The following is a 13,606-nucleotide window of genomic DNA, read 5'->3' on the forward strand; positions in this document are numbered from 1 at the left end:
CCCGGACGCTCGCGGGACGGGCGGCCACCGCGGCCGGAGCCGCCCGCGACGCCGCGAACAGCGCCGCCGAGCACGCCCTGAAGGCCGCCGACGCCGCCGACGAGGCGGCGGACAACGCGGGCAAGGCGGTCGAGTACGCCAAGCGCTCCACCGAGTACGCCAACGCGGCGGTGACGGCGGCGAACGCCGCCGCCGACGCCGTCAAGGAAGCCCAGTCGGTCGAGAAGGCGGCCCGCGAGGCCGAGACCGAGCGCATCGCCGAGGACACCGCGCTCGGCGTCGTCGAGGCACGGCTGCGGGCCCAGGCCGAGACCGACGACACCAAGCGGGCCGACGAGCAGCGCACCCAGGCGGACCGGACCACCGCCGAGATCAAGGACCTCGTCGCCGCCGCCGAGAAGGCCCTCCAGGCCGGTGACACCGCCACAGCGGTCGCGAGCGGCCGCAAGGCCGCCGTCAGGCTCCTGGACGCGACCGGCAGCTGGACCCGGGAGGCCGCCGAGTACGCCCTCTCCGGCTCCGACGACGACGTCGTCAACTGGATCAGTACGGACCGTCTCCTCGCCCAGGGCCAGGACGACCGGGAGAGCGTCCTCACCCTCGCCGAGCTCGGCACGCCCGACATCGCCGAGGCCGCCGCCGAGGCGCTGGCCTCCGGCGACCCCGGGGCGATCAGCGCCTTCCTCAACAGCGGCGTCGTCGAGGCGGCGGCCGACGACAACCGGGTCGCGATCTTCGCGCTGCTGAACTCGAAGCCCGGCGCGGCCGTCAAGGCGGGGGCCGAGGCGGCGCTGAGCGACGGCAGCGCGCGCGCTCTGCATCACTTCCTCACCGTGGAGCTGGCGGCGGCCACCAAGGAGGACGACCAGGTAGAGATCTTCAGCCTGCTCGACTCGGGCGGTCCCTACATGAAGTCGGCGGCCCAGATCGTGCTGGAGGGTTCCGCCCGCATGCGGCGTGCCTTCGTCGTCCGTGACAAGTACGACGTGGCCCGCCTCGATCAGGACCACGCCACCCACGTCGCGGCGGTCCGCGCAGCCATCGCGCATGCCGCGCAGGTGGCCGCGAAGGCCCTGGAGGACGCCGCGCTGGCGTCCAAGGCCGCCGCCGAGGCCCGCCAGGCCGCGTCGGAGGCGACCGAGTGGGCGGCGAAGGCCCGGGGGTACGCCACGGACGCCGAGAACTCGGCGAAGGAGGCCAAGGCCAACGCGGACGAAGCCGACCGCTCGGCCGCCGCCGCGGCCCAGTCCGCCAAGTCCGCCCAGTCTGCGGCGGTCACCGCGCGCGGTGCCGCCCGCTCGGCCAACTACTCCATGACCCGGGCCGCGGCGTCCGCCCGGCAGGCCGTGGCCTCCTCCCTCTCGGCCCAGGCCTCCGCCTCGTCGGCGCGGGCCTCCGCCATCCAGGCCGGCAAGGACGCGAAGGCCGCCGCTGCCGCCGCCACCGAGGCCAGGCAGATCGTGCTGCAGAAGCGGCAGGCCGAGGCCGTCGCGGCGGCACGGAAAGCGGCCCAGGAGGCGAAGCAGAACCAGCAGAACGGGACCAATCCCGCCGACAGACCCGACTACGACGACGAGAACGTCAACGACCCCGACAACACCGGCGACACCAAGTGGTGGGGCCTGTGGCCGAAGGACATGAGCGACCCCAGGGACTGGGCGTCGGCCACCACGCACTGGAGCACGGTGCTCGGCGGTATCTCACTCGGTATCGGCGTCGTCGCCCCGTTCACCGGGCCCGTCGCCCCCATCGTCGGAGGCGTCGCCGTCGGGGTCGGGCTCGTCTCCTGGGGCGTTCAGGGGGTGAGTACCCTGCTGTCCCTCGGCTACGAGGGCGGCTGGAGATCCTCCCAGTTCCGGGAATCGCTCGGGGTCTTCATGCTCGGCGGCATCTTCCAGGGCAAGGGCGCGATCCTGCGCAGCCTGGAGGGAGCGGGTTCCGCGATCTCGGGCGCCGTCAGTGACACGGTGAGCACGGTGGTCGGCCTGCTCACCTGGTGACACCCACCTACGCGGGGTGTTGCGCCCGCACCGCCGACAGTGACCGCGCATCACCCCGCCGCCACACCGAGACCAGCCGCCACGGACGGAGCCCCGCTGTGCTGACCTCTGACTTCTCCCGTACGGACTGGTGGATCGCCGCCTTCGTGGCAGGCACCGCGGCGGCGGTGGCGTTCCGGTCCCTGATCCCCGAGAGGAGGAACAAGTGGGCAGCGGCCCTGCTCCCCCTGGCCGCCGGGCTCGGCGTCGTCGCCGACTCGGTGGTGCGGGGCGACGAGGGGCACGTGCCGCTCCAGCTGTACACGGCGGCCATGCTCGGCCTGGCGCTGACGAGGGTCGCCTTCACCGGCTACATCAGACGCCAGACGGACCGGGTCCGGTCCGGGCAGCCCGTACGCCCGCTGACGGCCGGGCAGTTCACGGTCTTCCTCGTCACCCTCGTGGCCGTCATCCTGGCCATCGCCGTCACCCTCTGAAGCACGCGTGAGGGGCGCCCGGCACCAGCCGAGCGCCCCTCACGCACTTCTACGGTCTATTCCCCCAGCAGCTCCCGCACCCGCTCCTGCCCCACCGCCAGCAGCAGCGTGGGCAGGCGTGGACCCGTGTCGCGTCCCACCAGCAGGTGGTAGAGCAGCGCGAAGAACTTCCGCTGGTCGCCCTTGATCTCCGGCGGGAGCTCCTTGGGCGTGGCGTCGGCGGAGAACCCGGCCTGGACCTTGGGCACGCCGTAGACGAGGTGGGTGAGCCCGTCCAGGGACCAGTGCGCGTCGAGCCCGTCGAGCAGCAGCCGCAGCGAGCCCTGCGCCTGCTCGTCGAGGGACTTCAGCAGCTCGGCGTCGGGCTCGGCCCGCACGATCGTGCGCTGGTCGGCCGGCACGTGGGTGTTGATCCACGCCTCGGCCCTGTCGTACCGGGGCCGCGCCTCGTCGAGCGAGCCGAGCGGGTTCGCCGGGTCGAGCTCGCTCAGGATGCGCAGCGCCTGGTCCTCGTGGCCGGCGGTGATGTCGGCGACGGAGGCCAGGGTGCGGTACGGCAGCGGTCGGGGCGTGCGCGGCAGGTCACCGGCGGCCGTACCCACCGCGCGCGCGTGCGCGGCGACGTCGGCCGGGAGGGCGCTCCCGTCGGCGACCTTGGCGTCGAGCTTGTCCCACTCGTCGTAGAGCCGCTGGATCTCCTGGTCGAAGGCGATCTTGAAGGACTGGTTGGGCCGGCGGCGGGCGTACAGCCAGCGCAGCAGCTGCGGCTCCATGATCTTCAACGCGTCGGCGGGCGTGGGCACGCCACCGCGGGACGACGACATCTTGGCCATCCCGCTGATGCCGACGAACGCGTACATCGGCCCGATGGGCTGCTCGCCGCCGAAGATGCCGACGATCTGGCCACCCACCTGGAAGCTGGACCCGGGCGAGGAGTGGTCCACCCCGCTCGGCTCGAAGATCACGCCCTCATACGCCCAGCGCATGGGCCAGTCGACCTTCCACACCAGCTTGCCGCGGTCGAACTCGTCCAGCCGCACCGTCTCGCCGAAGTCGCAGACGGTGCAGGTGTACGTCAGCTCGGTGGTGTCGTCGTCGTACGCGGTGACGGTGGTGAGGTCCTTCCCGCAGTTGCCGCAGTAGGGCTTGTACGGGAAGTAGCCGGCGGAGCCGGAGCTGCCGTCGTCCTCGGCGGCGGCGCCCGAACCCTCGGCGGCCTCCAGCTCGGCCTCGTCGACGGGCTTCTGCGACTTCTTCGCCTGAGCCTGACCCTGCCCCGCGGGGGCCTTCTTGGTCCGGTACTGGTCGAGGATCGCGTCGATGTCACCGCGGTGCTTCATCGCGTGCAGGATCTGCTCGCGGTAGACGCCGGAGGTGTACTGCGCGGTCTGGCTGATGCCGTCGAACGCGACGCCCAGCTCGGCCAGCGCCTCGACCATGGCGGCCTTGAAGTGCTCGGCCCAGTTCGGGTACGCCGAGCCCTCGGGCGCCGGGACGGAGGTCAGCGGCTTGCCGATGTGCTCGGCCCACGACTCGTCGACCCCGGCGATGCCCGCCGGCACCTTGCGGTACCGGTCGTAGTCGTCCCAGGAGATGAGGTGGCGCACCTCGCGCCCGCGCCGCCGGATCTCGTCGGCCACCAGGTGCGGGGTCATGACCTCGCGGAGGTTGCCCAGGTGGATGGGGCCCGACGGGGAGAGGCCGGACGCGACGACGACGGGTTTGCCCGGGGCCCGGCGCTCCGACTCCTCGATGACCTCATCCGCGAAACGGGAGACCCAGTCGGTGGTCTCGGTGCTCTGAGCCACGATCGGCACGTCCTTCTTTCCTCAATACCGCAGCCGGGACGGTCGCACGGCTGACCGCACCCATTCTCCCAGCTCGGGCCACAACCACGAAAACGCCTTTTCACGGCCGTGCGCGAAGCGCCGCCTGTGGCGGGAACCACGCCACTCGCCCGAGAAAACGGCTTCACCCCCCGTGGGATACTGGCCACATCCACCCGTACCCACGAGGAGAACGGCATCCACTCCATGGCCTCGGTCCAGTCCCTCACCGCCTCCGTCCACCAGCGCCTCGCGAACGCCCTCTCGGCAGCCCTGCCGGAGGCCGCCGACGCGGACCCGCTGCTGCGACGGAGCGACCGGGCGGACTACCAGGCGAACGGCATCCTCGCCCTCGCCAAGAAGGCCAAGGCCAACCCGCGGGAGCTGGCGACCCAGGTCGTCGCCCGGATCGAGTCGGGTGACCTGCTCGCGGACGTCGAGGTGTCGGGCCCCGGCTTCCTCAACGTCACGATCACCGACAAGGCGATCACGGAGAACCTGGCCGCACGGTACGCGGACGCCGACGGCCGCCTCGGCGTGCCGTACGCGGAGCACGCGGGTACCACGGTCATCGACTACGCCCAGCCGAACGTGGCCAAGGAGATGCACGTCGGCCACCTCCGTTCCGCGGTGATCGGCGACGCGGTCGTCCAGATCCTGGAGTTCGTGGGCGAGACGGTGGTCCGGCGCCACCACATCGGCGACTGGGGCACCCAGTTCGGCATGCTCATCCAGTACCTGATCGAGCACCCGCACGAACTGGACCACGAGGGGGGCGAGGTCTCCGGCGAGGAGGCCATGTCCAACCTGAACCGGCTCTACAAGGCCTCGCGCGCGCTGTTCGACTCCGACGAGGAGTTCAAGACGCGGGCCCGGCGCCGGGTGGTCGACCTCCAGGCGGGCGACGCGGAGACCCTCGCGCTCTGGCAGAAGTTCGTGGACGAGTCGAAGATCTACTTCTACTCGGTCTTCGACAAGCTGGACATGGAGATCCGCGACCCCGACGTGGTCGGCGAGTCCGGCTACAACGACATGCTGGACGAGACCTGCCGCCTCCTGGAGGAGTCCGGTGTGGCCGTCGACTCCGAGGGCGCGCTGTGCGTGTTCTTCGACGACGTCAAGGGCCCCGACGGCAACCCGGTCCCGCTGATCGTCCGCAAGTCCGACGGCGGCTACGGCTACGCGGCCACCGACCTCTCCGCCATCCGCGACCGCGTCTTCGGCCTCAAGGCCGACACCCTCCTGTACGTGGTGGACGCCCGCCAGTCCCTGCACTTCAAGATGGTCTTCGAGACCGCGCGCAGGATGGGCTGGCTGAACGACGAGGTGACCGCGGAGCAGCTGGCCTTCGGCACGGTCCTCGGCAAGGACGGCAAGCCGTTCAAGACCCGTGAGGGCGAGACGGTCCGGCTGGTCGACCTGCTCGACGAGGCGATCGACCGCGCCACCGCGGTGGTCCGCGAGAAGGCCGAGAAGGTGGGCCTGACCGAGGAGGAGATCGCCGAGAACGGCCGGTACGTCGGCATCGGCGCCGTGAAGTACGCGGACCTGTCGACGTCCGCGGTACGGGACTACAAGTTCGACCTGGACCAGATGGTGTCGCTCAACGGCGACACCTCCGTGTACCTCCAGTACGCGTACGCCCGCATCCAGTCCATCCTCCGCAAGGCGGGCGAGGCCCGCCCGGCCGCCCACCCGGAGCTGGAGCTGGCGCCCGCGGAGCGCGCCCTCGGCCTGCACCTGGACCAGTTCGGCGAACTGCTCCTCGAGGTGGCGCGGGGCCACGAGCCGCACAAGCTGGCCGCGTACCTGTACCAGCTGGCCTCGCACCTGACCACGTTCTACGACCAGTGCCCGGTCCTCAAGGCGGAGACGCCCGAGCAGGTGGAGAACCGCCTGTTCCTGGTCGACCTGACGGCCCGGACGCTGCAGAAGGGCATGGCGCTGCTGGGCATCAGGACGCCCGAGCGGCTCTGAGGGCGCGCCCGCACCTGTCTCGACATCGCCCGCACGGCCCGCCCCGTTGTCAGTGGCCGCCCTTACAGTCACGGACATGGCGACTCTCCCGAACCCGCTGCCCCGGCTGGGAACCGACCCGAGCGGCCGTTCGCTCGGGCTCAGGCTCCCGCTCGGGCGACTGATCGACGCGACGGACGAGGGTCCGTGGCCCGAACCGCTGCTGTGGCACGGCGAGTACGCGGCGGCCCCCGGCGCCTGGACGGCGCTGGGCTCGCCGGCCGCGCGGGCGGGACTGCTGCCGGTGCTGGTGGAGACCGGGGGTGCGCACGGCGCGCCGGACGAGTGGGAGCTGTCGCCCCGCACGGCCTCGTACCCCGGTGACCACGAGGCCGAGGAGGTACTGGCGGAGATCTGGGGTGAGTACGCGTCGGACGGACCGTTCGGCACCGAGTGGCCCGGCCTCGCCCCCGCCGGTGCGCTCGTCGCCGATCCCGCCGTCCGTGCCGCCGAGGTCGCCGACGCCCTCCTGGCCGACGGGTCCTGGCTCAAGGACCCGCGTCTCGCGCTGGTGCCCGCCCGCCGCAGCGCCGACATACCCGCGGCGATCGGCTGGACGGGCCCGCTGAACCACGAGGACGACGTGGCCCTGCTCTGCTCGGTGCTCCGCTCCTGGGAGGACCGCTTCGGGACACGGGTCGTCGCCCTCACCTTCGACCAGCTGATCGTCTCGGTCGCGGCGCCGCCCACCACCAACGCCGAGGCCGAGGCCGTGGCCGCCGAGCACTTCGCCTTCTGCCCTGACAACCTGACGCAGGGCCGTCACACCACCGTCTCCGCGTACGCGGCCGAAGAGGTGCTCGGGCAGCGCATGTGGTCCTTCTGGTGGGACTAGGGCGCTTCTGGCGGATCCCCGTGGGAGAAGGAGCGGCGTTCGGTGCGTGCGCTGGGGGTGCCCCCTCCGGGCGGTGTAACGGCCGTCGTCCGGGTCGGGTGCCCGTACGGCCCAGCCGCGCTGCTCACAGCGATTGACGACGTTGGACAGGATCGCCTGGCTCTCCGCCGGGCGAAGTCCGCCATCACTTTGCGCTTTAAGTCATCGCTTGCCAACTGACCGGATCCTCCACCGGCCGCCGCACCCCCTCCTCGATCTCCTCCGGCGGGCTGCCCACCACGGCGGGCGGCCTGTTGGTCACCACCGGCTCGCAGCAGCACGGTGTGCCGCGCCGCGAGCGCCGCTCCCAGCGCGGGGGCGCTTTCGGTGGTCGCGTATTGGAGCGCGCGCTCCGGGAGGTGCTCCAGCGCCTCCCGGTAGGCGGCCGCCGGCCCCTCGGTGCCGAAGACCCCGGGCGCGGGCGGCGAACCGTACCCCCGGTAAATACGTGAGTAGTACATCCGCACATTCCGCCATCCGGACGGGTGCGGCACCCCCTAGGCTGCCGCCCATGCTGCCCAGCGTGGACACGGTCGACGAATTGGACGAGGTCGTGCGGGACGAGGCGCTGCTGCGCCCGGCGGTCCAGGACCTCTGTGCGCAACTCGGCCTCGGGAAGATCAGAGTGCTGCGGTTCGAGGAGGGGTCACTGCCGGTGTACGAGGTCGGCGACTCACTCGTGCTGAAGCTGTACCCCGGGTTCGAGTCCGCCGAGGCCCTCAGGGAGGCGCGGGTGCTGTCGCACCTCGAGGGCCGGCTCCCGGTGCCGACCCCCAAGGTGCACGCGGCCGACCTGTACAAGAACAACTGGCGCTACGTCCTGATGTCCCGGCTGCCCGGCGAGGGCCTCGCCCGCACGTGGCGGCGGATCCCGGCGGCCGACCGGGACCGGATCGTCACCGAGGCCGCCGAGGTACTCGCGGCACTGCACGCGGTCGACCCGGAGCCGGTCGCCGACGTCGTCGGACCGGCGGACTGGGGCCGCTTCGTGGCCGTGCGGCGCGCCAACGCGCTCGCCCACCACCGCGCCGCCGGACTGCCGCCGCACTGGCTGGAGCAGATCCCGGACTTCCTGCGCTCCGTCCCGCTCGCGGCGCCGGCGCGCGGCGTGCTGCTGCACACCGAGTTCATCCGCGAGCACCTGATCGTCGACCCGCACGACGGGTGGCGCCTCACCGGCCTGTTCGACTTCGAGCCGGCCATGATCGGCGACCCGGCGTACGACCTCGCGGGCGCCGCCCTCTTCATCACCCGCGCCGACCCCCGGCAGCTCGGCCGCTTCTACGCCGCGTACGGCCGCGCCCCGCACCCCCCGCGCGAACTCCTCGCGCACACCCTCCTGCACGTCTTCAGCGACCTGGTCTGGAGCCTGCGCGAACTCCCCGCCCCACCCCGGCCACGCCTGGACGACATGGCCGAGGCGTGGTTCGGGACGGTCGGCTGACGCGGGCGACCGCGGAAGGTCCGGGGGGGGGACCGCGGAGGTCACTGCTGCTCCCGCTGCTCCTCCTCCTGTACCAGCTGCTCCTGCGCGAGCGTCGTCCCCTCCTCGACCCACCCCGTCCCGTCGATCGGGTGCTCGTACGCGGGACGGCTGTTGTTGCCGCTGGTGCGGAACGGCTTCCCCTGGTCGTCGACGACCAGCGTGCCCTGCCGCGAGCCGCTGGACCACTTGAGCACCAGGTACCAGCTCACGTCGTACGCGGAGGCGTCGGCCCGGATGTAGTAGACCTCCGGGTCCGACTCGCTCACCTTGTACGGGAAGTCGGCACTGCCCGCCTCGGGGTCGACACCGGGGCGGACGGCGTCCAGCGCCACATTGAAGGTGCGGGTCTGGACACCGCCGCCGCAGCCGACGCCGGGATACCCCATGACGTAGTCGTTCCAGGCCAGCGGCGACCGCTTGGCGGCGATACGGACCGACAGGCTCTCCACGACCACCGTCTCCGGCCCGGTCCCCTGCACGGTGAGGGTGATGTACTGCTCGCCGGAGGAGACGGCGCCCTCCGACCGGACGAAAGCGGGCGCGTTCCCCTCGACGGGCGGCGGACCCACCTCGGACGGCGGGCTGTCGATCAGATAACGGGCGAAGCAGGGACTCTCCCAGGTGTACGGCTGGGTGTGCACGGTCAGGGGCGGACCGGACGCGGTGTCGCCGCCCCGCTCCTCGTCCTCGCCGGGTGCCGGGGCACCGGCCCCGCCCGGCCCCACCTCCTCCTCGTCCGTGGCGGACGCGGAGGGCGAGGCCGTGGACGGTGACGGGGAGGCCGACGGAGACGGTGAGGCGTCCTCACCGGCTTCCCCGTTCCCGTTCCCGGACTCGACGGACGCGGCGACCCCGGCGCGATCGGAACGGCCGTCGTCCTTCCCGTCGTCGGTGGGCAGGTTCACGAGGAACGTCACGGCACCGAGCACGGCGGCGACGGCGATCCCGGCGACGACGGCCGTACGGGTACGGCGGCGCCGCCCGCTACCGGGTGCGCCCGAACCCGTTCCCGTTCCCGCTCCTGAGGAGCTGACCAACTCACCCGGGCCCGCCGACTCGTCGGTGGGATGCGCTTCGGGCTTGGGCTCGGGCTTGGGCTCGGGCTTGGGCTTGGGCTTGGGCTCGGGCTTGGGCTTGGGCTCGGGCGCGGGCTTGCGCGCGGGCTCGAGTGCGGGCGCGGGCTCGGGCTCGCCGCCCCCCGCCGATCCCGCCTCGGCCCGTTCCTCATCCACCGTGCCCGGGACGCCGACCGAGGCACCCCCCGGGGCAGTAGCCGCCCCCTCACCGCTCCCCTTGCGCCCCCGCGTCGCATCGGCCAGCACCCACCGCCGGTGCAGCTGGACCAGCTCGTCGGGTGATGCCTTGCAGAGCCGCGCGAGCCGTTCCACGGGCGCGTAGTCCGTGGGTACGGCGTCCCCGTTGCAGTACCGGTGCAACGTCGACGTACTCATGTGGAGTCGCTTGGCGAGCGCCCCGTAACTGAGTCCGGACCGCTCCTTCAACTCCCGCAGCGTGGCCGCGAACGCAGCCGCCGCATCGACCTCCGACACCATTCCTCCATCCCCCGTGTCCCATTCCGCCGTTCCAGGCAAGGGTCGTCCCCGCAGGTCAGGGCCCGTTTCAGCGTTCCAGCGTCCCTGATGGCCCGCCGGGTGTGGCGGCCGGGACGGACCGCCCCCCAAGCTGTGGTCATCCAAGCACGCCGCTCCCGGCAGCCGGTCGAGCGGTTCGCTACAACCCACCTACACAACAGGGGACCCCGTCATGCGCGCCTTCCGCACCTCCGCCCGTCCCGCCCGTTCCGCCCGTTCCCGCGGCGGCCTGTTCACCGTCTCCGCCGTCGCACTCGCCGCGCTCTCCCTCACGGCCTGCCAGAGCGGGACGGGCGTACAGGACGAGGGCGCCTCGCAGCCCGCCCCGACGGCGACCGCGAAGCCCGCGGGCAACGACGAGGCGAAGGAGAACGCGAACGAGGAAGCGGCGGAGGGCGGCACCGGCTCGGCCGCCAACGCCTCCCAGGCGAAGGACTCCGGATCGAACACGGGCACGAGCACCAGCACGGGCTCCTCGAACTCGAACTCCGGCTCGTCCTCGTCCTCCACCTCGTCCAAGGGCTCGGCCGACGAGGACCCGTACGCCCCCGAGAACCGCGACATCTGCAGCAGCTCCAACACCCGGGTCACCGTCCAGGAGGTCTCCCGCCCCCTGAACCACATGCTGGTCACCGTCACCAACAAGGGCAGCAAGCTCTGCGACCTCCCGTACTACCCGTACGTCCGCTTCGGCCAGGTGCAGTGGGCCCCGCAGATCGCGGAGTCGACCAAGCCCCAGGCCGTGGTGACGCTCGCCCCGGGCGAGTCCGGCTACGCGGGGGTCATGCTGGCGTCCGCCGACGGCAGCGGGGAGAACGGCGAGACGGCCAAGAAGGTCTCGATCGGCTTCCAGGACCTGAACGGCGACGGCGCCGGCTCCACGACGGTGAACCTGCCGGGCGACGGCGTGTACTTCGACAGCACGCTGCGCGTGACGTACTGGCAGCAGACGCTGGAGAACGCGCTGTTCTGAGAAGCCGCCTGACATGTTCGGCGATCGCGTCTCCGCCTTCACTCGACCTTCCTCGCGATGTCAGACCCGAGGGATAACCTGTGCCGATCATGGATGCAGGGGGCCGGGTCCCGTACCCGGACGCATGGGAGGGGAACCACATGAAGCTGAGACGCATCGCCGTCCTCGCGGCTGCCGCCGTGGTCGGCTCGACCGTCCTCACGGCCACGCCCGCACTCGCCGCCCGGGAGAACCCGCGGGTCGAGGCGTCGCACCACGCGCCCGGGGAGAGCGCGACCGACACCACCGACGTCTCCTCGGGCTTCACCCAGGGCCCGGACATCTGGATGGATTCCTCGGTCCCGACGAGATTCGAGCCCGGCGGGGAGCTGCAGGAGCTGACCGTGCTGGTCGACAACGGGGACCGGGCCCCGGTGTCCGGTTACGTTCCGGCCATCGGCATCTCCGACGAGACCGGCGCGCTGAAGGCCTCGCACATCACGGCCGAGGTGCAGGGCCCGGACGGCGAGTGGCACCGGGCGGAGCTCCGCCTCGACCGCGGGCCCGGTGCCTTCGAGATCGAGCTCGGCAGCTACGACATGGGCTCCGGCGAGGGATACTTCCTGAGCGCGCGGCTCGGCTTCACCTCCGACGCTCCGCACGTCCCGATCGAGGTGTACGTCACCGGCGAGGGCAGCAACGCGGACGGCGACGTCGTGTCGGTCGCGAACTGGTACCCGAGCGCGGTCGGTGACGTCGCGCCGGGTGACGGGGGCGGGGACGAGGACGGGCCGATCTATCTCGAGGGCGCGAAGATGACGCTGGAGGGCGTCCCCGCCTCCGGTTTCGTCGCCGGGGCCGACTGGACCGAACTGACGATGCACGTCGACAACACCGGCCTGATAGCCGTCGACGAGCCCGGATACTCCGTCGGCGTGAACATCACACGCGCGCTGGGAGTGGGCGACTGGCTCGAGGCATCCCAGATCAAGTTCGAGGTATACGGCCCGGACGAGAACGGCGTCGAGGGCTGGCACCCCTCCGAGGCCGACGGAGACGAGGAGCTCCACGGTGTGTTCGTCGGCAGGCTTCCACTCGCCGCGGACGAGAAGACCGAGGTCAAGCTCCGGATGCGCTTCACCGAGGACGCGGCGCCCGGTCCCTTGAGCCTGCACATGGTCGGCTGGGGCTCCCACGAGGACACGAACACGTCGTACTCGTCCGACACGCCGCCCTATCGCACGAAGCTCGTCGCCGCCCAGTAGGTTCCCGGCACCGACGAAGGGGGCCCCGCACCGGGCGGGGCCCCCTTCTCGTACGGACGTACGGCCGACGACTACCGCAGCTTCTGCGCGACCTCGGTGGCCCAGTACGTGAGGATGTTCCGCGCCCCGGCCCGCTTGATCCCGAGCAACGACTCCAGGATGGCCCCGTCCCGGTCGATCCACCCCTTCTCGGCGGCGGCCTCGATCATCGAGTACTCGCCGGAGATCTGGTACGCGGCGACCGGCACGTCCACGGCGTCCGAGACCCGGGCGAGGATGTCGAGGTAGGGCCCGGCCGGCTTGACCATCACCATGTCGGCGCCCTCCGCCAGGTCGAGCGCCAGCTCGCGCATCGACTCGCGGGTGTTCGCCCCGTCCTGCTGGTACGTCTTGCGGTCACCCCGCAGCGAGGATCCGACGGCCTCCCGGAAGGGCCCGTAGAACGAGGACGCGTACTTGGCGGTGTACGCGAGGATGGCGACGTCCTCGCGCCCGATCTGATCGAGAGCGTCACGGATGACCCCGATCTGCCCGTCCATCATTCCGCTCGGCCCGACGATGTGCGCACCCGCGTCGGCCTGCACCTGAGCCATCTCGGCGTACCGCTCCAGGGTGGCGTCGTTGTCGACGCGCCCCTCCGCGTCCAGCACACCGCAGTGCCCGTGGTCGGTGAACTCGTCGAGGCACAGGTCGGACATGACGAGCAGCTCGTCCCCGACCTCGGCCCGCACGTCCCGCAGCGCGACCTGCAGAATCCCGTCCGGATCGGTCCCGGCGCTCCCCAGGGCGTCCTTCTTCGACTCCTCCGGCACGCCGAACAGCATGATCCCGGAGATCCCGGCCTCCACCGCGTCCAGCGCCGCCTTCTTCAGGCTGTCCCGGGTGTGCTGCACGACCCCGGGCATCGCCGCGATCGGCACGGGCTCGTTCACACCCTCCCGCACGAAGGCGGGCAGGATGAGGTCGGCGGGGTGCAGCCTGGTCTCGGCCACCATCCGACGCATCGCGGGGGTGGTGCGAAGCCGACGAGGCCGTGTTCCGGGAAAGGATCCGTACTGCGTCATGCCTTCCACGCTACGCCTGTCCCACATGCACCTTTACCGACGCGACGTCGGCCCT

Annotated in this window: 9 protein-coding genes and 2 pseudogenes; 7 read left to right on the forward strand and 4 right to left on the reverse strand. The window is 71.7% G+C overall.

The features are described 5' to 3' along the window. Positions 1–2,000, forward strand: a pseudogene (locus UW392_RS46375) (ALF repeat-containing protein); the annotation flags it as partial. Between the two features lie 98 nt (positions 2,001–2,098). After that, entirely contained in the window at positions 2,099–2,476 is a 378-nt protein-coding gene (locus UW392_RS46380; RefSeq protein ID WP_320781375.1) for a hypothetical protein, read from the forward strand. Between the two features lie 56 nt (positions 2,477–2,532). Here the strand turns inward: UW392_RS46380 and lysS are convergent, their stop codons facing one another. Continuing rightward, entirely contained in the window at positions 2,533–4,293 is a 1,761-nt protein-coding gene (lysS, locus tag UW392_RS46385) for a lysine--tRNA ligase (RefSeq protein ID WP_320781376.1), read from the reverse strand. Between the two features lie 216 nt (positions 4,294–4,509). Here lysS and argS point away from each other — a divergent pair, with 216 nt between their 5' ends. Next, positions 4,510–6,279 (forward strand): arginine--tRNA ligase, encoded by a 1,770-nt coding sequence (gene argS / locus UW392_RS46390; RefSeq protein ID WP_320781377.1) that lies wholly within the window; start codon positions 4,510–4,512, stop codon positions 6,277–6,279. Positions 6,280–6,355: 76 nt separating this feature from the next. Further along, a complete protein-coding gene (locus tag UW392_RS46395) occupies positions 6,356–7,153 on the forward strand; it encodes a DUF4253 domain-containing protein (protein WP_320781378.1) in 798 nt (265 codons plus the stop codon). Positions 7,154–7,225: 72 nt separating this feature from the next. Here the strand turns inward: UW392_RS46395 and UW392_RS46400 are convergent. Beyond that, positions 7,226–7,303: pseudogene (locus UW392_RS46400) on the reverse strand (MarR family transcriptional regulator); the annotation flags it as partial. A gap of 400 nt (positions 7,304–7,703) precedes the next feature. On the opposite strand from UW392_RS46400, the gene UW392_RS46405 reads away from it, so the two are divergent. Continuing rightward, the gene (locus UW392_RS46405) at positions 7,704–8,636 is read left to right on the forward strand and encodes an aminoglycoside phosphotransferase family protein (protein WP_320781379.1); all 933 of its coding nucleotides are present in this window, start codon (positions 7,704–7,706) and stop codon (positions 8,634–8,636) included. Between the two features lie 41 nt (positions 8,637–8,677). On the opposite strand, the gene UW392_RS46410 is transcribed toward UW392_RS46405, so the two are convergent. Then, a complete protein-coding gene (locus tag UW392_RS46410; RefSeq protein ID WP_320781380.1) occupies positions 8,678–10,231 on the reverse strand; it encodes a helix-turn-helix transcriptional regulator in 1,554 nt (517 codons plus the stop codon). 211 nt (positions 10,232–10,442) lie between these two features. Here UW392_RS46410 and UW392_RS46415 point away from each other — a divergent pair, with 211 nt between their 5' ends. Both UW392_RS46415 and UW392_RS46420 read left to right on the forward strand, forming a co-directional pair. Beyond that, the gene (locus UW392_RS46415; RefSeq protein ID WP_320781381.1) at positions 10,443–11,243 is read left to right on the forward strand and encodes a DUF4232 domain-containing protein; all 801 of its coding nucleotides are present in this window, start codon (positions 10,443–10,445) and stop codon (positions 11,241–11,243) included. Positions 11,244–11,383: 140 nt separating this feature from the next. Then, positions 11,384–12,487 carry a hypothetical protein gene (locus UW392_RS46420; RefSeq protein WP_320781382.1) on the forward strand — a complete coding sequence of 368 codons (1,104 nt, stop codon included), beginning with the start codon at positions 11,384–11,386 and terminating at the stop codon, positions 12,485–12,487. 71 nt (positions 12,488–12,558) lie between these two features. On the opposite strand, the gene hemB is transcribed toward UW392_RS46420, so the two are convergent. Continuing rightward, positions 12,559–13,551: a porphobilinogen synthase gene (gene hemB / locus UW392_RS46425; RefSeq protein ID WP_320781383.1), complete on the reverse strand. Its 993-nt coding sequence runs from the start codon at positions 13,549–13,551 to the stop codon at positions 12,559–12,561. Positions 13,552–13,606: the final 55 nt, after the last annotated feature.

The sequence above is a fragment of the Streptomyces sp. CRN 30 genome (genome assembly GCF_034105845.1).